This is a genomic window from Streptomyces sp. NPDC101165 (genome assembly GCF_044768135.1).
GTDB lineage: Bacteria > Actinomycetota > Actinomycetes > Streptomycetales > Streptomycetaceae > Streptomyces.
This window is the reverse complement of record NZ_JBIWPG010000005.1, coordinates 311,600-333,864: the sequence shown is the minus strand read 5'-3', so window position 1 is coordinate 333,864 and position 22,265 is coordinate 311,600. Positions and strand designations below refer to the sequence as shown.

The window sequence follows — 22,265 nt, the reverse complement described above, 5'->3', positions numbered from 1 at the left end:
ACCCGCTGGTCGCCTATGTTGGCCGTGACGAAACTGTGGACGATGCCCGGGGGCACCGAGGCCCCCGCGGGCATCATGTGGAGGAGGCGCTGTGAGCAGCGACCCGTGGGGCCGCGTCGACGAGACGGGGACCGTGTACGTGCGTACGGCCGACGGCGAGCAGGTCGTCGGTTCCTGGGCGGCCGGCTCCCCTGAGGAGGCGCTGGCCTACTTCGAGCGCAAGTACGAGGGCCTGGTTGTCGAGATCGGCCTCCTCGAGAAGCGAGTGCAGACGACGGACCTGTCGGCGAAGGACGCCCAGACCGCGATCGACCACCTGCGCGAGCAGGTGGACGCGCACCACGCGGTGGGCGACCTGGAGGCGCTGAAGTCCCGTCTCGACAAGCTCGTGGCGACGGTCGAGGCGCGGCGCGAGGAGCGCAAGGTCCAGCGGGCCAGGCAGTCCGACGAGGCCCGCAAGGCCAAGGAGGACCTGGTCGCCGAGGCCGAGCAGCTGGCGCAGTCCGACCAGTGGCGGGCCGCCGGTGAGCGGCTGCGGGCGCTGGTGGACACCTGGAAGGGGCTGCCGCGGCTGGACCGCAAGTCCGACGACGAGCTGTGGCACCGCTTCTCGCACGCCCGGTCGGCGTTCTCCAAGCGTCGCAAGGGCCACTTCGCGCAGCTGGACGCGCAGCGCGAGGAGGCGCGCAAGACCAAGGAGCGGCTGGTCGCCGAGGCCGAGTCGCTGTCCGGTTCGACGGACTGGGGTCCGACGGCGGCGCGCTACCGCGAGCTGATGGCGGAGTGGAAGGCCGCGGGTCGCGCCCAGCGCGAGCACGAGGACGACCTGTGGAACCGCTTCCGCGGCGCCCAGGACGTGTTCTTCGCCGCCCGCAGCTCGGTCTTCGCCGAGCGGGACGCCGAGCAGGCGGAGAATCTGAAGCTCAAGGAGGAGCTGGCCGAGGAGGCCGAGAAGATCCTCCCGGTCACGGACCTCAAGGTCGCCCGGGCCGCCTTCCGCTCGATCAACGAGCGCTGGGAGGCCATCGGTCACGTCCCGCGGGACGCGCGGCCGAAGGTCGAGGGCCGGATGCACGCGGTCGAGCGGGCCATCCAGGACGCCGAGGAGGCCGAGTGGCGCCGGACCAACCCGGAGGCACGCGCGCGTGCCGAGGGTCTGACCGGTCAGCTGCAGGCCGCCGTGGACAAGCTGAGGGCGCAGATCGAGCAGGCACGCGCCCAGGGCAACAACTCCAAGGCCGACAAGCTGGAGCGTGAGCTGGAGGGCCGTCAGGCGCTCCTGGACCAGGCTCTGAAGGGCCTGCACGAGTTCGGCGGCTAGATCCCGGCTGCGCACCGAGAAGGGCCCCGTACGTGGCGTACGGGGCCCTTCCTCGTGCGTGGGTGTCCTACGACCGGCTGCGCGCCGAGGTCACGCGGTAGACGTCGTACACGCCCTCCACGCCCCGTACGGCCTTCAGGACGTGGCCGAGGTGCTTCGGGTCGCCCATCTCGAAGGTGAAGCGGGAGGTGGCCACCCGGTCGCGGGAGGTCTGGACGGCCGCGGAGAGGATGTTGACGTGCTGGTCGGACAGGACGCGGGTGACGTCCGACAGCAGGCGGGAGCGGTCCAGGGCCTCGACCTGGATGGCGACCAGGAAGACCGAGGACTGGGTGGGCGCCCACTCGACGTCGAGGATGCGCTCGGGCTCACGGGACAGTGACTCCACGTTGACGCAGTCGCTGCGGTGAACCGATACACCGCTACCCCGCGTGACGAATCCGATGATCGGGTCGCCGGGGACGGGCGTGCAGCAGCGGGCCAGCTTGACCCACACGTCGTCGACGCCCTTGACCACGACGCCGGGGTCGGCGCTGGAGCGGCGCTTGCGGCCGCGGGTGCGGGTCGGCGGGACGGCCTCGTCGATCTCCTCGGTGGCCGCCTCCTCGCCGCCGAGCGCCTGGACGAGCTTCTGCACGATGTTCTGCGCGGAGACATGGCCCTCGCCGATCGCCGCGTACAGCGCGGAGATGTCGGAGTAGCGCATCTCGTGCGCGAGCGTGACGAGCGAGTCGCCGGTGAGGATGCGCTGGATCGGCAGGTTCTGCTTGCGCATGGCGCGGACGATGGCGTCCTTGCCCTGCTCGATCGCCTCGTCGCGGCGCTCCTTGGAGAACCAGGCCCGGATCTTGTTGCGGGCGCGCGGCGACTTGACGAACCCGAGCCAGTCGCGGGACGGGCCCGCGCCGGGCGCCTTGGAGGTGAAGACCTCCACCAGGTCGCCGTTGTCCAGGGTGGATTCGAGCGGTACGAGCCTGCCGTTGACCCGCGCTCCTATGGTGCGGTGGCCGACCTCGGTGTGGACGGCGTACGCGAAGTCGACCGGAGTGGCACCGGCCGGGAGCGCGATGACGTCGCCCTTGGGCGTGAAGACGAAGACCTCGTTGCGGGACAGGTCGAAGCGCAGGGACTCCAGGAACTCGCCGGGGTCCTCGGTCTCCTTCTGCCAGTCGAGCAACTGGCGCAGCCACGCCATGTCGTTGAGGTGATCGTCCTTGCCCTTGCCCGCCTTGGGCACGTCGGTGCGGACCTTGGAGGCGCCGGCGACGGCCTCCTGCTTGTACTTCCAGTGCGCGGCGATGCCGTACTCGGCGCGGCGGTGCATGTCGAAGGTGCGGATCTGCAGTTCGACGGGCTTGCCGTTGGGTCCGATGACCGTCGTGTGCAGCGACTGGTACATGTTGAACTTGGGCATCGCGATGTAGTCCTTGAACCGGCCGGGGACCGGGTTCCATCGCGCGTGCACGGTGCCGAGTGCGGCGTAGCAGTCCCTGACCGTGTCGACCAGGACACGGATGCCCACCAGGTCGTAGATCTCCGCGAAGTCGCGGCCGCGGACGATCATCTTCTGGTAGACGCTGTAGTAGTGCTTCGGGCGTCCGGTGACGGTCGCCTTGATGCGGGCGGCGCGCAGGTCGGCCTGGACCTCGTCGGTCACTATGGCCAGGTATTCGTCACGCTTCGGTGCCCTCTCGGCCACCAGCCGGACGATCTCGTCGTACATCTTGGGGTAGAGGATCGCGAACGCGAGGTCCTCCAGCTCCCACTTGATGGTGTTCATGCCCAGGCGGTGGGCGAGGGGCGCGTAGATCTCCAGCGTCTCGCGCGCCTTCTTCTCCTGCTTCTCGCGCTTGAGGTAGCGCATGGTGCGCATGTTGTGCAGGCGGTCGGCGAGCTTGATCACCAGGACCCGGGGGTCCTTGGCCATCGCGACGACCATCTTGCGCACGGTCTCGGCCTGCGCGGCCTCGCCGAACTTGACCTTGTCCAGCTTGGTGACGCCGTCCACGAGGAGGGTGACGACGTCGCCGAAGTCGCGGCGCAGGTCGTCCAGGCCGTACTCGGTGTCCTCGACGGTGTCGTGCAGCAGGCCCGCCATGAGGGTGGCCGGGTCCATGCCCAGCTCGGCGAGGATGGTCGTGACGGCGAGCGGATGCGTGATGTACGGGTCGCCGCTCTTGCGCTTCTGCCCCCGGTGCCAGCGCTCGGCGACCTGGTAGGCACGCTCGATCTGCCGGAGCGTCGAGTTCTCGATCTTCGGGTCGTTGCTGCGCACTATCCGCAGCAGCGGCTCCAGCACGGGGTTGTACGGGTTCGCGCGCTGGACACCGAGACGGGCGAGGCGGGCGCGGACGCGGTTGGAGGAGCCGGTGCGAGCGGGCTGGTTGGTGGCCGGACGTCCGGGCGACGGGGGTCCCCCCGCTCGAGCGGAGTCGAGAGTGGGGGAGGGTTTGGGGCGCGCCACTTCGGCAGCCTTCTCCACGGGCGCGGACTGGGCGTGCTCGACCGCCCCGCGGGTGTCGTTCTTCACGTGCGACACGTTCGGCGGGGGCTTGGCCGCGGGTGCCGAGGCGGGCTCGGGCTTGGCGGCGGTCAGTGGCTGGGCCTCGTCTGGCAAGAGGACTCCTCGTGCGCGATCCGGGTCCCCCGGTCAGGCTCCGGAGACCCCATGGTAGCGATCCTGCGCCCAGTCATCGCCTTCAGGCGGATGTGAGGACCGTCTACCCCTGAAACACGAGGGACGGGCGCGGGATTCCGGGAACTGGCTTCGAGATGTTTTCCCGGCGTGCGGCACGTGTCCCGCACCGGAACGGCGACGGCCGCCCCGGTGGTGCCGGAGCGGCCGTGGAGCACAGGTGCTCGGTTCCGTCAGACCTGTCAGATCTGGAGCAGCGCCTGAAGCGGTGCCCCGTTCAGCGCCGGCTCCAGACGGGCGCGACCGTCCAGGAAGCCCAGCTCCATGAGCACCGCGACGCCCGAGACCTCGGCGCCCGCCCGATGGATCAGCTGGATCGCGGCCTCGGCGGTGCCACCGGTCGCAAGGACGTCGTCCACGATCAGCACACGGTCACCGGAGGACAGGTCCTCCGCGTGGACCTCGATCTCCGCCGAGCCGTACTCCAGGTCGTACGCCTGGCGCAGGGTCGCCCCGGGGAGCTTGCCCGCCTTGCGTACGGGGATGAAGCCGAGGCCCGCGCGGACCGCGACCGGGGCGCCCAGGATGAAGCCCCGGGCCTCCAGGCCGACGACCTTGGTCGCGCCGGTACCGGCGGCGATCTCGGCCAGCGCGTCCGTGAGGGCCGTGAAGGCGGCCGGGTCCGCCAGGAGCGGCGTGATGTCCTTGAACATCACGCCGGGCTCCGGGTAGTCCGCCACATCACGGATACGGCTGAGCAGCAGCGTCGTGATCTCTGCGAGCTCCGTCATCGCCGCTTCCCGGAGGGCCGGCCACGGCCCCGGGTGCGGGACGACGGCTGGTTGCGCGGACCCACCACGGCGGGAGCGGCGTCCTCGGGGTCGTCACCTGCGGCGGACCGCGCGTCCGCGAAGTCCTCCTCGGCGGCCGCCTGGGCACGCTTGGCCAGGACCCGCTTCCGGAGCGCCTTCATCGCCGGCTCGCGCTCCTTGAGGTCGGCGACGAGCGGCGTGGCGATGAAGATCGAGGAGTACGCACCGGCCGCGAGGCCGACGAACAGCGACAGCGAGATGTCGTTCAGCGTGCCGGCCCCGAGGAAGCCGCCACCGATGAACAGCAGGCCCGCCACCGGCAGCAGCGCGACCACGGTGGTGTTGATGGAGCGGACCAGCGTGCCGTTGATCGACCGGTTGGCGATGTCGCTGTACGTCCAGCGGGTCTGCTTGGTGATGTCCTTCGTCTGCTCCTTGAGGCTGTCGAAGACGACGACCGTGTCGTAGAGCGAGTAACCGAGGATCGTCAGCAGACCGATGACCGTACCGGGCGTGACCTCGAAGCCGACCAGGGCGTAGATACCGGTCGTGATGGTGATGTCGTGGATCAGCGCGACGAGCGCCGCGACGGCCATGCGCCACTCGAAGGCGATCGCCAGGTAGATCACCACGAGCACCATGAAGATCACCAGGCCCTCCCAGGCCTTGTTGGCGATCTGCTCACCCCAGCTCGGGCCGACCAGGTCGGCGGCGAGCTTCTCCGGGTTCAGATTCAGGTCCTTGGCCAGAGTCTGCTTGATCTGGTCGGACTTGTCGGTGTCGATGCCGGCGATCTGGATGCGCAGGCTGCCGTTGCCGAGCTTCTGCACGACCGCTTCGTGGCCGGAGGCGGACTTCGCGTAGCCCTCCGCCTGCGCAACCGACGTGCTCATGTTCGTCGGCGTGGTGAAGACCGCGCCGCCCTGGAACTCGATGCCCATGTTCAGGCCGCGCACCGCCAGGCCGAGGATGGCCGTGATGGTGATCAGGATGGAGATGCCGTACCAGATCTTGCGCTTGCCGATGAAGTCGTAGCTGATCTCGCCGCGGTGCAGTCGAGCGCCGAGGCTGCCGAGTTTCGACATGGCTCAGGCCTCCTTCGGGTCGACAGAGCCGGCGGCAGGACCGGCGGGACGGCGGGTGCGGCGCAGAGGCGGCTTGGCACCCAGGCTCTTCGGGTCGAGTCCGGACCACTTGTGGCCGTTCGCGAAGAACTTGCGGCGGGCGAGGAGAGTCATCAGCGGCTTGGTGAAGAAGAAGACCACGACCACGTCGAGCACGGTGGTCAGGCCGAGCGTGAACGCGAAGCCCTGCACCTTGCCGACGGTCACGATGAACAGCACCGCGGCGGCCAGGAACGACACGAAGTCGGAGACCAGGATCGTGCGCCGGGCGCGCGGCCAGGCCCGCTCGACGGCGGGACGCAGCGAGCGGCCCTCGCGGATCTCGTCCCGGATGCGTTCGAAGTACACGATGAACGAGTCCGCGGTGATACCGATGGCGACGATGGCACCGCAGACGGCCGGCAGGTTCAGCGCGAAGTTGATGGCCGGGCCGAGCAGCGACATGATCACGTAGGTGAGGATCGCGGAGACCAGCAGGGACGCCATGGCCACGATCGACAGACCGCGGTAGTAGGCGATGAGGTAGATCACGACCAGGGCGAGGCCGATCGCGCCCGCGATCAGACCGGCGTGCAGCTGCTCACCACCGAGCGCGGCGGTGACCGTGGTGACGGTCTCCTCCTTGAAGGAGAGCGGCAGCGCACCGTAGGACAGCATGTTGGCGAGGCTCTGCGCCTCCTGCTGCGTGAAGCTGCCGGAGATCTCCGCCGTGCCACCCGAGATGGCCGTCTGCACGAACGGGCTGGAGACGACCTGTCCGTCGAGGACGATGCCGAACTCGTTCTGCGGGGGCTGGTTCTTGGCCAGCTCGGCGGTGATGTTCGCGAACTTCTTCGACCCGCTGGAGGTGAAGGTCATCTGGACCTGCCAGCCGGCGGCACCCTGGGTGTCGATCACGGCCTGGGCCTTCTTCACCTCGGTGCCGTCCACGGCGGCCGGGCCGAGCAGGTACTTGTACCAGATCTTCTTGTTCTCACCGCAGGCCACGGTGGCCTCGCCGGGCTTGGCGCCCTTACCGGCGTTGGCGCGCTGGGCGGGCTTGGAGCAGTCCAGCGCGGCGTACTGCGCCTGGAGCTTGGTGGCCTCGGCGGTGCCGCCGGAGGACGACGCGGACGGGCTCGGCGAGGACGTGGCGCTCGGGGAGCCGGAGGACGACGGCGTGGCGTCGGCCTTCAGGGCGTCGGTGACCGCGCGGCCCTGCGAGGTGGCGGTGGCCGTCGGCGTCGGGGACCCGGAGGAGGACGAGGACGCCTTCTCCTTCGAGGAGGCGCTGCTCGACGGGCTCGGCGAGCTGCTGCCGCTGGGGGACGCGCTCGGCGAGGGGTTCGCGGCGGATCCCGTGGGCTCGCTGGCGAGCACCGGGCGGAAGTACAGCTTGGCGGTGGTGCCGACCTGCTGCTGGGCCTCCTTGGAGTTGGTGCCCTTGGGGATGTTCACGATGATGTGATCGCTCCCCTGGGTCTGCACCTCCGCCTCGGAGACGCCCAGGCCGTTGACACGGCGGTTCATGATGTCGACCGCGGTGTCCATGTTGGCCTTGTTGATCGCGGACCCCTGGTCGGCCTTCGCCTTGAGCGTGATGCTCGTACCACCGGCGAGGTCGATGCCCAGACGCGGAGTCTTGTGCCCGGAGGCGAACATCCCCCCGGTCAGCGCCACGATGGCGATCAGGATGAGGGCCAGCGAGCGCCCTGGCTTGCTCTGGGCGCTCGCGCTCCGGCCCTTCTTAGGTGCTGCCACCTTCTCGTACTCCCTCTCGGGCCGCCCCGCGCCCGGTCGGCGCGGTCGGCCATGACATGGTGTCGGGCTCCCCTACGGAAAACAGACGCGTCCGGGGTGCTCGGGGTGCGGTCGGACCGCGCCCCGCACCCCGGACGTGACTACTTCGCGTCGGTGTCGCCGTCGGTCTTCTTCGGCTCTTCGTCCGCCTTGGCCTCGGCGGCCTCGGGGGCCTCGTCGGCCTCGTCGGCCTTGTCCTCGGCGGCGTCCTTCTTACCGAGGTCGACGGCCTTGTCGTCGGAGGCGGCGGCAGCGGCAGACTCGTCGGTCTCGGTGAGGGAGGAGGCGTCGTCCGGGACGATGTCGGCATCGGACTTCAGGTCGTGCTCGATGCCGTGGACGATGCGGTTGTACTCGTCGTCCGTGAGGACGGCGCCGATCGCGTTCTTGGCGAAGAGGAGGTCCACGCCGGGGCCGGCGTCGAGGAGGACGGTGTCCTCGTTGACCTCCTTGACCGTCGCGTACATCCCCCCGATGGTGCGGACACCGGAGCCGGGCTGAACCTCGTTCCGCATGTTGGCGGCCTGCTGCTGCTTCTTCTTGGCCGAGCGCGTCATCAGGAACATGGCCGCGATGAGCACGATGAAGGGGAGAAGGGTAAAGGCATTCACGGGACGGAATTTCCTTCGCGCGACCGCGCGGTGAGCGGCCTGATGGATGGGGGTTGGTCGGCGCCGCCCGTAAGAGCGGCATCGGCGGAGTCTAAGCGAGTCCGCGTGCATGGAACAACGCTCAGCATGACACCTGGGTTCCTGCCACCGCCATTGCCCTCGCCGTCACGGAGCCGTCACGCCCCGAACAGATCCTGTTGTCCGTTTCCCCCCGCTGACGAGCGGGGCGGGGTCAGTCCGAGGTGCGCCCAGGCCGCGGGAGTGGCGACCCGGCCGCGTGGGGTACGGGCCAGTAGACCCTCTCTGACCAGGAAAGGTTCGGCGACCTCCTCCACTGTCTCGCGCTCCTCCCCCACCGCGACGGCGAGCGTGGACAGGCCCACCGGACCGCCGCCGAACAGCTTCAGCAGCGCCTCCAGGACGGCCCGGTCGAGGCGGTCGAGGCCGCGTGCGTCGACCTCGTAGACGGCGAGGGCGGCCTCGGCGATCTCGCGGGTGATCACGCCGTCGGCCTTGACCTGCGCGTAGTCGCGCACACGGCGCAGCAGGCGGTTGGCGATACGGGGCGTGCCGCGGGAGCGGCCGGCGATCTCGGCGGCGCCGTTCGGCTCGATCTCGACGTCGAGCAGGTGCGCCGAGCGGTGCACGACCCGCTCCAGCTCGACGGGCTCGTAGAACTCCATGTGCGCGGTGAAGCCGAAGCGGTCGCGCAGCGGGGGCGGCAGCAGGCCCGCGCGCGTGGTGGCGCCGACCAGCGTGAACGGGGGCAGCTCCAGGGGGATGGCGGTGGCGCCGGGGCCCTTGCCGACGATGACGTCGACGCGGAAGTCCTCCATGGCCATGTACAGCATCTCCTCGGCGGGCCGGGACATGCGGTGGATCTCGTCCAGGAAGAGGACCTCGCCCTCCTGGAGGGAGGAGAGGATCGCGGCGAGGTCGCCGGCGTGCTGGATGGCGGGGCCGGAGGTGATGCGGATGGGGGCGCCCATCTCGGCCGCGATGATCATCGACAGGGTGGTCTTGCCCAGGCCGGGCGCGCCGGAGAGCAGCACGTGATCGGCGGTCGCCCCCCGCGCGCGTGCGGCGCGCAGAACCAGATCGAGCTGTTCGCGCACCTTCTCCTGGCCGATGAACTCGCCGAGGTCCTTGGGGCGCAGGGCGGCCTCGACGGCCTGGTCCTCCCGGTCGGCGACAGAGTCCACCAGCCGCTCCGCGTCGGCGCCGGCGCCGGTGTCGGTCGTGTCGTCCCAGTTCATAAGTGATGTGCCTCAGCGGTGGTGGGGTCAGCGGGCGCGGTTGAGGGTCTGCAGGGCCGCCTTGAGCAGCTGGCCGACCTGGGGCGTGCCCCCGGCGGCCTCGGCCTGCGGGGCGACGGCGGTCACGGCCTCGTCGGCCTCCCGGGTCGCGTAGCCGAGGCCGATGAGGGCCGCGTGCAGCTGGTCGCGCCAGCCCTGGCTGATCGGCGCACCGACAACGGGCGCTCCGACGGGCTCGCCGAGCCGGTCCTTCAGCTCCAGGAGCAGCTTCTGTGCGCCCTTCTTGCCGATGCCGGGCACGGCGACGAGCGCCTTCTCGTCACTCGTGGCGACCGCGCGGCGCAGCGCGTCCGGGCTGTGCACGGCGAGCATCGCCTGGGCGAGCCGGGGCCCGACGCCGCTCGCCGTCTGCAGCAGCTCGAAAACCTGGCGTTCGTCGTCGTCGACGAAGCCGTACAGGGTGAGCGAGTCCTCCCGTACGACCAGTGACGTGGCGAGCTTGGCCTGCTGGCCCATGCGCAGTCCGGACAGTGTGTTGGGCGTGCACTGGACGGCGATGCCGATCCCGCCCACCTCGACGACCGCGGAGTCCGGGGCGAGGGCGGCGACCGGACCGCTGACGAAGGCGATCATGCCGTACGGCCTTTCGTTGCGTTGGCTGCGTGCAGGGCGACGGCCTGCTGGAGTCGGTTCTGGGCGGGAGCGCGCCAGATGTGGCAGATGGCGAGCGCGAGGGCGTCGGCGGCGTCGGCGGGCTTGGGCGGGGCGCTGAGCCGGAGCAGCCGGGTGACCATGGCACCGACCTGGGCCTTGTCGGCGCGTCCTGAGCCGGTGACGGCGGCCTTGACCTCGCTGGGAGTGTGCAGGGCGACGGGGATGCCGCGGCGGGCGGCGCACAGCATGGCGACGGCGCTGGCCTGGGCGGTGCCCATCACGGTCCGTACGTTGTGCTGGCTGAACACCCGCTCCACGGCGACGAATTCGGGCCGGTGCTCGTCCAGCCACTGCTCTATGCCCTGCTCGATGGCGACGAGGCGCTGACCGAGCTCGGCGTCCGCCGGCGTCCGTACGACCCCCACGCCGACCATGGTGAGCGGCCGTCCGGCGACGCCCTCGACGACCCCGACACCGCATCGGGTCAGACCGGGGTCCACCCCCAATACGCGCACGCGCCCCCTCCCTTCGGTCACCTGTTTGTGCAGGCTATCCGGTGCCACCGACAACGGCCGACACGACGACGGGCCGACGGGTGTGTCCCGTCGGCCCGTTCGGTCCGTTCAGCCCGTGCGCGCGTTACGCGTCGACCTTCTCCATGATCTCGTCGCTGACGTCGAAGTTGGCGAAGACGTTCTGCACGTCGTCGCTGTCCTCGAGCGCGTCGATCAGCTTGAAGATCTTCTTGGCGCCCTCCTCGTCCAGTTCGACCTGGACGGACGGCACGAAGCTGGAATCGGCGGAGTCGTAGTCGATCCCGGCCTCCTGGAGGGCGGTGCGGGTCGCGACCAGGTCGGTGGCCTCGCTGATGACCTCGAAGGTCTCACCGAGGTCGTTGACCTCCTCGGCGCCCGCGTCCAGGACGGCACCCAGGACGTCGTCCTCGGTCAGCTCCCCCTTGGGGACGATGATGACGCCCTTGCGGCTGAACATGTACGACACCGAGCCCGGGTCGGCCATGGAGCCGCCGTTGCGGGTCATGGCGACGCGGACGTCGGAGGCGGCGCGGTTGCGGTTGTCGGTGAGGCACTCGATGAGCACCGCGACGCCGCTCGGGCCGTAGCCCTCGTACATGATCGTCTCGTAGTCGGCACCGCCGGCCTCGAGGCCACCGCCGCGCTTGACCGCGGAGTCGATGTTCTTGTTCGGGACCGACTGCTTCTTCGCCTTCTGGATGGCGTCGTAGAGAGTCGGGTTGCCCTCGATGTCGACGCCGCCCATGCGCGCCGCGACCTCGATGTTCTTGATCAGCTTCGCGAAGAGCTTGCCGCGCTTGGCGTCGATCACGGCCTTCTTGTGCTTCGTCGTAGCCCATTTAGAGTGGCCGGACATCTGCCTGTCTCCTTCGCGTAACCCATCTCTGCAACGAACTCCAGAGATCCTACAAGGACTCCGGTGTCCGGTTGGCGCGCACCATGTCGACGAACAGGGCGTGCACGCGGTGGTCGCCGGTCAGTTCCGGGTGGAACGACGTGGCGAGCGCGTTGCCCTGACGGACCGCGACGATGTGGCCGTCGTGCTCGGCGAGCACCTCGGCCTCGGCCCCGACGGACTCGACCCACGGGGCGCGGATGAAGACGCCCTCTACAGGATCTCCCGCGACGCCCTCGACGTCGACCGCCGCCTCGAAGGACTCGTTCTGCCGTCCGAAGGCGTTGCGGCGCACGATCATGTCGATGCCGCCGATGGTCTCCTGGCCCGAGCGCGGGTCGAGGATCTTGTCCGCGAGCATGATCATGCCGGCGCAGGTGCCGTAGACGGGCATGCCGTCGCGTACGCGCGCGCGGAGGGGCTCCATCACTCCGAAGAGGACGGCCAGCTTGGAGATGGTGGTGGACTCGCCGCCGGGCAGGACGAGACCGTCGACCTCGGCGAGTTCCTCGGGGCGCCGCACCGGCCTGGCCACGGCGTCGGCCGCGGCCAGGGCGATGAGGTGCTCCCGTACGTCGCCCTGGAGGGCCAGGACTCCTATGACGGGGGTGTTCATGTGTTCCGGTGCCTTACCAGCCGCGGTTCGCGTAGCGCTCGGCCTCGGGGAGGGTGTCGCAGTTGATGCCGACCATGGCCTCGCCCAGGTTGCGGGAGGCGTCCGCGATGATCTTCGGGTCGTCGTAGAAGGTGGTGGCCTTCACGATGGCGGCGGCGCGCTTGGCCGGGTCGCCGGACTTGAAGATGCCGGAGCCCACGAACACACCCTCGGCGCCGAGCTGGCGCATCAGGGCGGCGTCGGCCGGGGTGGCGACACCACCGGCGGAGAAGAGGACCACCGGGAGCTTGCCCAGCTCGGCGACCTCCTTGACCAGCTCGTACGGGGCGCGCAGCTCCTTGGCGGCGGCGTACAGCTCGTTGTTGTCGTAGCCGCGCAGACGGGCGATCTCGTTCTTGATCTGGCGCAGGTGGCGGACGGCCTCGACCACGTTGCCGGTGCCGGCCTCGCCCTTGGAGCGGATCATCGCGGCGCCCTCGGCGATACGGCGCAGGGCCTCGCCCAGGTTGGTGGCACCACAGACGAAGGGGGTGGTGAAGGCCCACTTGTCGGAGTGGTTGACCTCGTCGGCCGGGGTGAGGACCTCGGACTCGTCGATGTAGTCGACGCCGAGGGACTGCAGCACCTGGGCCTCGACGAAGTGGCCGATGCGGGACTTCGCCATGACCGGGATGGAGACGGCGTCGATGATGCCCTCGATCATGTCCGGGTCGGACATACGAGCCACGCCGCCGTCCTTGCGGATGTCGGCCGGGACCCGCTCCAGGGCCATGACCGCGACGGCGCCCGCGTCCTCGGCGATCTTCGCCTGCTCCGGCGTGACGACGTCCATGATCACGCCGCCCTTGAGCTGCTCGGCCATACCGCGCTTCACGCGGGCGGTGCCGGTCTCGGGAGCCTGGTTCTCGGTGGTGGACACGGGTGACCTCACTGAAGGGAAAGAGGGTTTTCTGCTTCAGAGAGGAAACGTGAGTGGACCAGGCCACAGCAAGGGCCAATGACAACCTGGTGGATCCTTTTGGTCCACCAAAGGTTCAGGAGGCCCGCTCCACCAGAGCCGCGGGAGGCTCGTCGTCCATCTCGAAGGCCAGCGGGAAGGGGGCGTGGCCGGCCAGTCGGAACCAGCGCACCTTGCGGTGCTCCCGGAGCCTGCGGGCGGCTCCCACGGCGTCGTTGTGGAAGCGGCGGGCCATGGGGACCCGGCGTACCGCTTCGGCCAGCTCACAGGCCGCCGACTCGCCGCCCGGGGCCTCCCGTACGGCCTCGACCTGCTGCGGATCCTCGAACACCGCGCGCAGCGCCTGGCTCAGCTCGCTCTCCGCCACCTCCCGCTGCTCCTCCTCGGCCTGCCGGGCGGCGTGCGCGGCCTCGTAGAGCACGATCGAGGCGGCCGGGTCCAGCACGCCCGAGGTCGCCAGTTCCTGCGTCACGGAGGCCCGCCGCAGCAGCTGCGCGTCCAGCGCGGCCCGCGCGGCGTCCATGCGCACGTGCAGCCGGTCCAGCCGGCCGGCCGTCCAGCTCAGATACAGGCCGATGGCGACGAGCGCGACGAGGATCCAGATGAGGGTTGCGGTCACGGGCGAAGGTTAGTCGGCCCGGGAGGCCGGCCGGAGCAGACCCTCGCCTCAGTCCCGCGCCAGCCCGAACCGTGCCCTGAATCCCGTGCGCTCGTCGGTGGCCACCGCCGACGTACCGGTGGTGACCGTCTCGTACACCGACAGGATGTCCGCGCCGACGGTGGACCAGTCGAAGCGGCGGACGTGGGCGCTGCCCCGCTCGCACAGCTCGGCCCGGCGGTCCGGGTCCGCCAGCAGGCGTACGGCGGCCTCGGCCAGGGCGTCCGCGTCCTCGTTGGCGAAGACCTCGCCGGCCTGACCCTGGTCGAGGACCTGGACGAAGGCGTCCAGGTCGGAGGCGAGGACGGGGGCGCCCGCCGACATGGCCTCGACGAGGATGATGCCGAAGCTCTCGCCGCCGGTGTTGGGCGCGACGTACAGGTCGACGCTGCGCAGGAAGCGCGCCTTGTCCTCGTCGCTGATCATGCCGAGGAACTCGACCCGGGAGCGCACCTCCTCGGGCAGGTCCTCGACGGCCGCCTCCTCGTCCCCGCGCCCCGCGACCAGCAGACGCGTCTGCGGGCGGGCGGCGAGGATCTTCGGGAGGGCCTTCATCAGGACCGGCAGGCCCTTGCGGGGCTCGTCGATCCGGCCGATGAAGCCGAGCGTGTCCCCCTGCCATTCGGGGTTCGGCTCGGCCTTGGCGAAGAAGTCGACGTCCACGCCGTTGGGGATGACCACCGCGTCGCCGCCCAGGTGCTCGACGAGGGTGCGGCGGGCGTACTCGCTGACCGCGATGCGCGCGCTGATCTTCTCCAGCGCGGCCTGCAGGATCGCGTACGCGGCGATCATCGCGCGCGAGCGGGGGTTGGAGGTGTGGAAGGTGGCCACGATGGGGCCCTGGGCCGCCCAGCAGGTCAGCAGGCCGAGCGACGGGGAGGTCGGCTCGTGGATGTGGACCACGTCGAACGCTCCGTCGTGCAGCCAGCGCCGCACCCGAGCGGCCGACAGGAAGCCGAAGTTCAGGCGGGCCACCGAGCCGTTGTACGGCACCGGGACCGCGCGGCCGGCCGAGACGACGTACGGCGGCAGCGGGGTGTCGTCGTCGGCCGGGGCGAGGACGGAGACCTCGTGGCCGAGGCGGATGAAGTACTCGGCGAGGTCGCGGATGTGGAACTGGACGCCACCGGGCACGTCCCAGGAGTACGGGCAGACGATCCCGATTCTCACGAGGGTCCCTTCGCGGGGTCGAGGTCGGCGAGCCACAGGCGCTGGAGCATGTGCCAGTCCTCCGGGTGGTCGGCGATCCCCTTGGCGAAGACGTCGGCCAGTGCCTGTGTCATGACGGACGTCTTCTCGGCCCGGTCGCCTGTCTCCGGTACCTCGATCGGGGGATGCACCTGGCCCTTCATCACGGGCGAGTCGTCGTACCAGAGCGTGACGGGCATCAGCAGCGCGCCGGTCTGCTGGGCGAGCAGGGCCGGGCCCGCGGGCATCCGGGTCCGCTCGCCGAAGAAGTCGACCTCGACACCGGAGGCGGACAGGTCACGGTCGGCGACCAGGCAGACCAGGCCGCCGTCGCGCAGCCGCCGGGCCAGGGTGCCGAAGGCGGTGCCGCCGCTGTGCGGCAGGACCTCCATGCCGAGGCCCTCGCGGTAGGCGACGAAGCGGTCGTAGAGCGTCTCGGGCTTCAGCCGCTCGGCGACCGTGGTGAACGGCGTCTCCAGCTTGGTGGTGACCCAGGCGCCGGCCAGGTCCCAGTTGGCCATGTGCGGCAGCGCGAGGATCAGGCCCCGGGGGGAGGCGATCCCCTCGGTCAGGAGGTGCGCGTCCGTGCAGTCGAAGCCCGTCTTCACGCGCTCGGCGCTCCAGGCGGGCAGCCGGAAGGACTCCATCCAGTAGCGCAGGTACGAGCGCATGCCCGCGCGGGAGATTTCGGCGAGGCGCTCGGGGCCGGCGTCGGGCACCACGCGCGCGTAGTTCGCCTCCAGCCGCAGGACGCCCTTGCCACGCTGCTTCCAGGCGAGGTCGGCGACGGACCGGCCGAGGCGGACCGCGGCGGGTTCCGGAAGCTTCTTGACGGTGCTCCAGCCGAGGCCGTACAGCGCGTCGGTGAGCCGGTCGGCGGTGCTCACTTCGCCGCCTCCCTCCCCTGGGACGCGTTCTGCTGCGCCTCGGCCTCCACCTCGGCGGACTCGCGGCGGACGGTGACGACCCGCTGGACGAGCGTGACGAGGCTGCCCACGGCGACGATCCACAGGGCGATCGGCAGGAGGATCTGGATGCCCGGGACGCCGAACGTGTGGAGGCCGGCCAGACCGGCCGCCACCAGCGAGATCACCAGTCGCTCGGCGCGCTCGACGAGGCCGTTGACGGCGACCGGCAGTCCGATCGACTCGCCGCGCGCCTTGGTGTACGACACGACCTGGCCGCTGGCCAGGCAGAAGATCGAGACGGCGCACAGGGCGTTGTTGTCGCCGTTGCCCGCGTACCACAGGGCGAATCCGCCGAAGATCGCGCCGTCGGCCACCCGGTCGAGCGTGGAGTCCAGGAAGGCACCCCAGCGGCTGGAGCGGCCCAGCTGGCGGGCCATGTTGCCGTCGACCAGGTCGGAGAAGACGAACAGGGTGATCACGATCGTGCCCCAGAAGAACTCGCCCCTGGGGAAGAAGACCAGCGCGCCCGCGACCACACCGGCCGTGCCGATGAGCGTGACCGCGTCGGGAGTGACGCCCCGCCGGATGAGAAACGCGGCGAACGGTGTGAGGACACGCGTGAAGAATGCACGCGCGTACTTGTTCAGCATGGCCTTCCCGACGGTCGTGGCGCCGCGGCCCTGGTGGCCACCGGCTGGCCCATCGTAGTCACGCGCGCGCGTGGGTGACGGGCGGGCACCCGCAGACGTGCCGCGAACCGGTGCACACCCGCCCGCGCGGGGGGGGGGCGCGTGGCGCGATCGGCGTCCGTCGTATGGACGCAGCATGACGGGAGTGGAAAGCTCGAAGGACCGCGGGCGTCGCAGGAGCCGCCAGTGCACGCGGTGCCGCGTGTCCGCGCCCACAGTGACCTCACCGTCCACGGGAGGCAGGATCATGGGCGACAAGGCGCAAACACACCCCGGGGCCGCCGGCAGGGCAGTGGCGGCCGACCACCCCGCGTCCGTACGGAATGTGGTGCTGGTCGGCCACTCCGGTTCGGGCAAAACAACTCTGGTGGAGGCCCTCGCGCTGACCGCGGGGGCCGTGAACCGGGCGGGCCGCGTGGAGGACGGCGGCACCGTCTCCGACTACGACGAGATCGAGCACCGGCAGCAACGCTCGGTGCAGCTGTCCCTGGCCCCGGTCGAATGGGACGGGTTCAAGATCAATGTCCTCGACACACCTGGGTACGCCGACTTCGTCGGCGAGCTGAGGGCCGGTCTGCGAGCGGCGGACGCGGCCCTCTTCGTCGTCTCGGCCTCGGACGGCGTGGACGGCTCGACCCGCATGGTGTGGGAGGAGTGCCAGGCCGTCGGCATGCCCCGCGCGATCGTGATCACGCACCTGGAGGCCGCCCGGGCGGACTTCGAGGAGATGACCCGGGTGTGCGCGGAGGCCTTCGGCGCCGACGACCCCGACGCCGTGCTGCCGCTGTACCTGCCGCTGCGCGGGCCGGAGGGCCCCGACGGGCACGCGCCCGTGACCGGGCTGATCGGGCTGCTGTCGCAGAAGCTCTTCGACTACGCGTCCGGGGAGCGGAAGGAGTCCGAGCCCGGCGAGGACCAGCTGCCGGACATCGAGGTGGCCCGCAACCGGCTCATCGAGGGGATCATCGCCGAGAGCGAGGACGAGACCCTCATGGACCGCTACCTGGGCGGCGAGCAGATCGACGTCAGGACGCTGATCGACGACCTGGAGCGGGCCGTCGCGCGCGGCACCTTCTTCCCGGTCCTGGCGGCCGCCCCCGCCGCCGACGGCGCCCGGCAGGGCCTGGGCACGGTCGAGCTGCTGGAGCTGATCACCGGCGGGTTCCCGACCCCGTTCGAGCACCCCATGCCCGGGGTCACCACCATCGACGGCAAGACGCGCGAGCTGACGGCCTGCGACACGAGCGGCCCGCTGGTCGCCGAGGTCGTGAAGACCGCCTCCGACCCGTACGTCGGCCGGATCTCACTGGTCCGCGTCTTCTCCGGCACCCTGCGCCCCGACGAGACGGTGCACGTCTCCGGGCACGGCCTGGCCGACCGCGGGCACGAGGACCACGACGTGGACGAGCGGATCGGCGCGCTGTCCACGCCCTTCGGCAAGCAGCAGCGCCCGGTGACGCACGCCGTCGCGGGCGACCTGGTGTGCGTGGCCAAGCTCGGCCGCGCCGAGACCGGGGACACGCTCTCGGCCAAGGACGACCCGCTCCTGATGGAGCCCTGGCAGATGCCCGACCCGCTGCTGCCGCTCGCCATCCAGGCGCACAGCAAGGCGGACGAGGACAAGCTCTCGCAGGGGCTGAGCCGGCTGGTCGCCGAGGATCCGACGATGCGCCTCGAGCAGAACCAGGACACCCACCAGGTGGTCCTGTGGTGCCTGGGCGAGGCCCACTCGGACGTCGCCCTGGAGCGGCTGCGGAGCCGGTACGGCGTCCAGGTCGACGTCGTACCGCACCGGGTCTCCCTCCGGGAGACGTTCGCCACGAAGGCCGCGGGGCGCGGCCGGCACGTCAAGCAGTCCGGCGGGCACGGGCAGTACGCCATCTGTGAGATCGAGGTGGAGCCGCTGCCGGGCGGCTCGGGCATCGAGTTCGTGGACAAGGTGGTGGGCGGCGCCGTACCGCGCCAGTTCATCCCGTCCGTGGAGAAGGGCGTACGGGCGCAGGCCGCGAAGGGCGTGGTCGCCGGGTATCCCCTGGTGGACGTGCGGATCACACTGCTGGACGGCAAGGCGCACTCGGTGGACTCCTCGGACGCCGCCTTCCAGACGGCGGGCGCGCTGGCCCTGCGCGAGGCCGCGGGCCAGACCCGGATCCATCTGCTGGAGCCGGTGGCCGAGGTGACCGTGCTGGTCGCCGACGACTACGTGGGCGCGGTGATGAGCGACCTGTCGAGCCGGCGCGGCCGGGTGCTCGGCACCGAGCAGGTGGGCTCCGGACGGACCCTGGTCCGCGCCGAGGTGCCCGAGTTCGAGATCGGCCGCTATGCGATCGACCTGCGCTCCCTGTCGCACGGGACGGCGCGCTTCGACCGGGCGTACGCCCGGCACGAGCCGATGCCGCCGCAGATCGCCGAGCGGATCCGCGAACAGGCTGGAGAATCCTCGTAGTTCACCACCGGTGGACGTCATGCGCCGGCGGGCGGCTTCGGCCGTCCGCCGACGCGGCGTCAGTGGCTGCGGATACGCTGATCACCTGATCACGGCGTGCCGAACTCGTGCGGTAGTGGCTTGGTATCGGCACGACGGGTTGTGCAACAGGTGTGCGGGGCAGGGAAGTCGGGAAGGCCGCAGAAGCGACACCGGCGGCGATGGGGGCGGGAATGTCGGTTGGCACGGAGTGGGACGGGCCGCAGGTGCCCGTGTCCGGCGACGAGGGACAGGCGGCGACCTTCGCGCTGGCCTCGGCGGCCTACCGGGACAACGTGGTCGAGGACATCAAGAAGACCGACAACGAGTGGCACCAGTCGACGGTCAAGGCCGGCCGGATCGCCCTGCTCAAGCCCAACCTCGGCGAGGCCTTCTCGCGGGCCGTCGTCGACCGCATGCTCGCGCCCGGGCGCAAGCCGCTCATCCAGTCCTTCGGCGCCGAGCCCCAGGTCGTCGTGGAGCACTGCCTGGCGGCCAACAACATCCGCCGGGAGCGGGACAACCGGCTGTCCCTGGTCATGGTGGTGTGCGGCCTGATCTTCCTGCCGGGCCTCATCGGCTGGCTGCTCGTCTTCCAGCTGCGCACGTACGTCGCCAAGCGCGACGACAAGCGGGCCGGCGCGCTGGCCACCGCCCTGCTCGCCGGGGTCGGCGTGATCGCCGCGCTCTTCCTGCTGAAGATGCCGTTCACCGGGTTCTGGGGCTGGTACGCGCGCGGCTGCGTCGTCGCCCCGGTGCTGGGCTGGTTCTGGGCCAAGCAGATCTGCGAGCGCACCGCGAAGGACCTGCGGGCGCGCTGGGACGGTCTGCTCTCGGGCAGCAGCGTCGGCGCCAAGGTCCCCGAGGCCGTGCCGCGCAGCCCCGGCGAGACCGCGGCCGAGCAGCTGCGCCAGTCGCTGGCCCGGCTCAGCGCCGAGCAGCAGTCCAACTCGGTCTTCTACGCCGGTCCCAAGGGCATACTCGGCATGGGTACCCGCTGGGGCGCCTGGCAGCTCGCCGAGGACCTGGTGCCCGCCGACCCCACCCGGGAGATCCACCCCTTCCGCAGCTGGGACGTCGTCCGCGCGATCCACGACCAGCTGCGGATGCTGGAGCGCGGCCCGCTGAACACCGGCGGCTTCCCGCGGCCCTCGATACGGCACTGGATCGTCACGCCGATCGGGGAGAACGCGAAGGCGGTGTCCCGGCCGGAGGGCACGGACGTCGAGGCGTTCCAGGTCAAGCCGCACGCCATACAGGACATCTGCAACAAGCAGCAGTTCGGCAGCGGTGACCGGCACTATCTGGGCGTGCAGTGGACCCTGTGGGACGGCCAGCTGGTCCTGACCATGCTGATCACGGTGACCGTGCTGCACGAGACGCTGCGCATCGAGGTGACCGGACACGCGCTGGGGCCGGTGAACCCGCTGTTCCACGCGAAGCCGGAGGCGCCGACCAAGGAGGTCACCAAGTCCCTCAAGCCCTGGGAGACCCGCACGGTCAAGCTGCCGCTGATCCGCACCGACGAGGTGGTGCGGCTCGCCGCGCGCGCCCCGCTGACCTGGTACCCGCCGCTCCTCAACTGGCTCGGCGGTTCTCTCGCGCTGCCCGAGCCCTTCGGTCTCCGGCACGCCTGGGCCGACCAGCCTTGGCGGCACCGCTTCATGGCCGACGACGCGCTGCGCGCGGCCACGCCGGTGCTGCGGGTGGTGCACTCGGCCGCGCTCCGGGTCCTGGCGGAGAACGGTGTGGACACGGCGAAGTTCGGCAACCGCTCGTCCGTGCTCAGTGGCCTGGTGCAGGATGCGTCGCCCAGGAAGGCCGACATGTACGACGCGTAGGGGTGCCCCCTGCCAAGGGCACCCGGGGACCTACGCCGGCCAGGCCTCCGCCAGCATCTTCCGTGTGTCCGCCAGCAGCTGCGGCAGCACCTTCGTGTGGCCGACCACCGGCATGAAGTTCGTGTCGCCGCCCCAGCGCGGGACGATGTGCTGGTGCAGATGGGCCGCGATGCCGGCGCCGGCCACCGTGCCCTGGTTCATGCCGATGTTGAAGCCGTGCGCGCCGGAGGCGGTGCGCAGGGCCGTCATCGCCTGCTTGGTCAGCTCGGCCAGCTCGGCGGTCTCCGGCCCGGTCAGGTCGGTGTAGTCGGCCACGTGCCGGTAGGGCACGGTCATCAGGTGGCCGCCGTTGTACGGGTAGAGGTTGAGGACGGCGTACACGTGCTCGCCGCGGCGGACGATCAGGCCGTCCTCGTCGGACTTGGCCGGGATGGAGCAGAAGGGGCAGCCGTCGCCGGCCCCCGGGCCGCTCGGCTTGTTCTCGCCCTGGATGTAGGCCATCCGGTGGGGTGTCCACAGGCGCTGGAACGCGTCCTGCGTCCCCACTCCGATCTGCTGCTCCGGCTCACTCGTCATGCAAGGCAGCATATGGCTTCGCCCGTTCGCGGCGTGTCGCCGGGGCGGCAGGAGGGCACCCACCGGCCAAGCTTGGCCGGTGGACGTCGAAAGCCCCTTGGCCCGCTGGGAGCAGCGCAGCGAGATTCCCCTGTTCGCGGCCTCACTGGTCTTCCTGGCGGCCTACGCGACCCGCGTTCTCGCGACCGACGTGGCGCGGTTCTGGCTCCGCCTGTGCGCGGTCGTGCTGGTGGCGATCTGGGTGGCCTTCGCCGTGGACTACGCGGTGCGTTGGCGGCTCAGTGGGCAGCGCTTCCTGCGCTTCGTCTCCGGGCACTTCCTGCTCACGGTGGTGGTCGTGCTGCCGCTGCTGCGCCCGCTGCGGATCGTTCCGCTCTACGACGTCGTCCAGCGTCGGCAGGGCGAGCCCCGGCTCTCCCTGTACGCCCGCGTGATCTCCTACGCGGGCCTGTCCACCCTGCTCCTCGGCTTCTCCGGTGCCCTCGCGACCTACCAGCAGGAACGCGGGGCGCCCGGCGCCACCATGAAGACGTTCGGGGACGCCGTGTGGTGGGCGGCCGAGACCCTCAGCACGGTCGGCTACGGCGACATCACCCCCGTGACCAGGGCCGGCCGGACGATCGCGATCGGGATGATGGCCTGCGGAGTGGGCCTGCTCGGCGCCGTGACGGGTTCGTTCTCGTCCTGGCTGTTGCAGACCTTCACCCGCGAGGGAGACGAAAGGCCCCCGCGGAAGTGATCCCC

At 70.6% G+C, this 22,265-nt stretch carries 20 protein-coding genes; 4 read left to right on the top strand and 16 right to left on the bottom strand.

The features are described from left to right. Positions 1-91 precede the first annotated feature (91 nt). Positions 92-1,321 carry a DUF349 domain-containing protein gene (locus ACIRVH_RS13045; RefSeq protein ID WP_403951672.1) on the top strand — a complete coding sequence of 410 codons (1,230 nt, stop codon included), beginning with the start codon at positions 92-94 and terminating at the stop codon, positions 1,319-1,321. Positions 1,322-1,388: 67 nt separating this feature from the next. Here ACIRVH_RS13045 and ACIRVH_RS13040 read toward each other — a convergent pair whose 3' ends face one another. From ACIRVH_RS13040 to pgsA, 15 genes are all read right to left on the bottom strand, one after another. Further along, entirely contained in the window at positions 1,389-3,938 is a 2,550-nt protein-coding gene (locus ACIRVH_RS13040; RefSeq protein ID WP_403951669.1) for a RelA/SpoT family protein, read from the bottom strand. Between the two features lie 260 nt (positions 3,939-4,198). Then, positions 4,199-4,747 (bottom strand): adenine phosphoribosyltransferase, encoded by a 549-nt coding sequence (locus ACIRVH_RS13035; protein ID WP_403951667.1) that lies wholly within the window; start codon positions 4,745-4,747, stop codon positions 4,199-4,201. Continuing rightward, a complete protein-coding gene (secF, locus tag ACIRVH_RS13030; protein ID WP_403951664.1) occupies positions 4,744-5,853 on the bottom strand; it encodes a protein translocase subunit SecF in 1,110 nt (369 codons plus the stop codon). The genes ACIRVH_RS13035 and secF overlap by 4 nt, the downstream gene beginning before the upstream one ends. A gap of 3 nt (positions 5,854-5,856) precedes the next feature. Next, entirely contained in the window at positions 5,857-7,632 is a 1,776-nt protein-coding gene (gene secD, locus ACIRVH_RS13025) for a protein translocase subunit SecD (RefSeq protein ID WP_403951662.1), read from the bottom strand. Between the two features lie 140 nt (positions 7,633-7,772). After that, the gene (gene yajC / locus ACIRVH_RS13020) at positions 7,773-8,282 is read right to left on the bottom strand and encodes a preprotein translocase subunit YajC (RefSeq protein ID WP_403951661.1); all 510 of its coding nucleotides are present in this window, start codon (positions 8,280-8,282) and stop codon (positions 7,773-7,775) included. A 176-nt stretch (positions 8,283-8,458) separates the two neighbouring features. After that, a complete protein-coding gene (gene ruvB, locus ACIRVH_RS13015; protein WP_403951659.1) occupies positions 8,459-9,538 on the bottom strand; it encodes a Holliday junction branch migration DNA helicase RuvB in 1,080 nt (359 codons plus the stop codon). A 27-nt stretch (positions 9,539-9,565) separates the two neighbouring features. Continuing rightward, a complete protein-coding gene (ruvA, locus tag ACIRVH_RS13010) occupies positions 9,566-10,171 on the bottom strand; it encodes a Holliday junction branch migration protein RuvA (protein ID WP_403951657.1) in 606 nt (201 codons plus the stop codon). Further along, positions 10,168-10,707 (bottom strand): crossover junction endodeoxyribonuclease RuvC, encoded by a 540-nt coding sequence (gene ruvC, locus ACIRVH_RS13005; RefSeq protein WP_403951654.1) that lies wholly within the window; start codon positions 10,705-10,707, stop codon positions 10,168-10,170. The genes ruvA and ruvC overlap by 4 nt, the downstream gene beginning before the upstream one ends. Positions 10,708-10,831: 124 nt before the next feature. Then, on the bottom strand, positions 10,832-11,584 hold the full coding sequence (locus ACIRVH_RS13000) for a YebC/PmpR family DNA-binding transcriptional regulator (protein WP_403951652.1): 753 nt from the start codon (positions 11,582-11,584) through the stop codon (positions 10,832-10,834). A gap of 49 nt (positions 11,585-11,633) precedes the next feature. Then, entirely contained in the window at positions 11,634-12,239 is a 606-nt protein-coding gene (gene pdxT / locus ACIRVH_RS12995) for a pyridoxal 5'-phosphate synthase glutaminase subunit PdxT (protein ID WP_403951649.1), read from the bottom strand. Between the two features lie 13 nt (positions 12,240-12,252). Further along, entirely contained in the window at positions 12,253-13,158 is a 906-nt protein-coding gene (gene pdxS, locus ACIRVH_RS12990; protein WP_145881170.1) for a pyridoxal 5'-phosphate synthase lyase subunit PdxS, read from the bottom strand. A gap of 115 nt (positions 13,159-13,273) precedes the next feature. After that, positions 13,274-13,816, bottom strand: a complete 543-nt coding sequence (locus ACIRVH_RS12985; protein ID WP_389183050.1) for a hypothetical protein — start codon at positions 13,814-13,816, stop codon at positions 13,274-13,276. 48 nt (positions 13,817-13,864) lie between these two features. Then, positions 13,865-15,025: a glycosyltransferase family 4 protein gene (locus ACIRVH_RS12980; RefSeq protein ID WP_403951644.1), complete on the bottom strand. Its 1,161-nt coding sequence runs from the start codon at positions 15,023-15,025 to the stop codon at positions 13,865-13,867. Further along, positions 15,022-15,930 (bottom strand): phosphatidylinositol mannoside acyltransferase, encoded by a 909-nt coding sequence (locus ACIRVH_RS12975; RefSeq protein ID WP_403951642.1) that lies wholly within the window; start codon positions 15,928-15,930, stop codon positions 15,022-15,024. The genes ACIRVH_RS12980 and ACIRVH_RS12975 overlap by 4 nt, the downstream gene beginning before the upstream one ends. Further along, positions 15,927-16,601 carry a phosphatidylinositol phosphate synthase gene (gene pgsA, locus ACIRVH_RS12970; protein WP_403951639.1) on the bottom strand — a complete coding sequence of 225 codons (675 nt, stop codon included), beginning with the start codon at positions 16,599-16,601 and terminating at the stop codon, positions 15,927-15,929. Before pgsA ends, ACIRVH_RS12975 begins: the two co-directional genes overlap by 4 nt. A 286-nt stretch (positions 16,602-16,887) precedes the next feature. On the opposite strand from pgsA, the gene ACIRVH_RS12965 reads away from it, so the two are divergent. Together ACIRVH_RS12965 and ACIRVH_RS12960 are read left to right on the top strand one after the other, a co-directional pair. Beyond that, positions 16,888-19,086, top strand: a complete 2,199-nt coding sequence (locus ACIRVH_RS12965; RefSeq protein WP_403951637.1) for an elongation factor G-like protein EF-G2 — start codon at positions 16,888-16,890, stop codon at positions 19,084-19,086. Positions 19,087-19,298: 212 nt separating this feature from the next. Next, positions 19,299-20,945 carry a hypothetical protein gene (locus ACIRVH_RS12960; protein WP_403951635.1) on the top strand — a complete coding sequence of 549 codons (1,647 nt, stop codon included), beginning with the start codon at positions 19,299-19,301 and terminating at the stop codon, positions 20,943-20,945. A gap of 30 nt (positions 20,946-20,975) precedes the next feature. Here the strand turns inward: ACIRVH_RS12960 and ACIRVH_RS12955 are convergent, their stop codons facing one another. After that, positions 20,976-21,533: an HIT family protein gene (locus tag ACIRVH_RS12955; RefSeq protein ID WP_403951632.1), complete on the bottom strand. Its 558-nt coding sequence runs from the start codon at positions 21,531-21,533 to the stop codon at positions 20,976-20,978. A 67-nt stretch (positions 21,534-21,600) separates the two neighbouring features. On the opposite strand from ACIRVH_RS12955, the gene ACIRVH_RS12950 reads away from it, so the two are divergent. Next, positions 21,601-22,260: a potassium channel family protein gene (locus tag ACIRVH_RS12950; protein ID WP_403951631.1), complete on the top strand. Its 660-nt coding sequence runs from the start codon at positions 21,601-21,603 to the stop codon at positions 22,258-22,260. Positions 22,261-22,265: the final 5 nt, after the last annotated feature.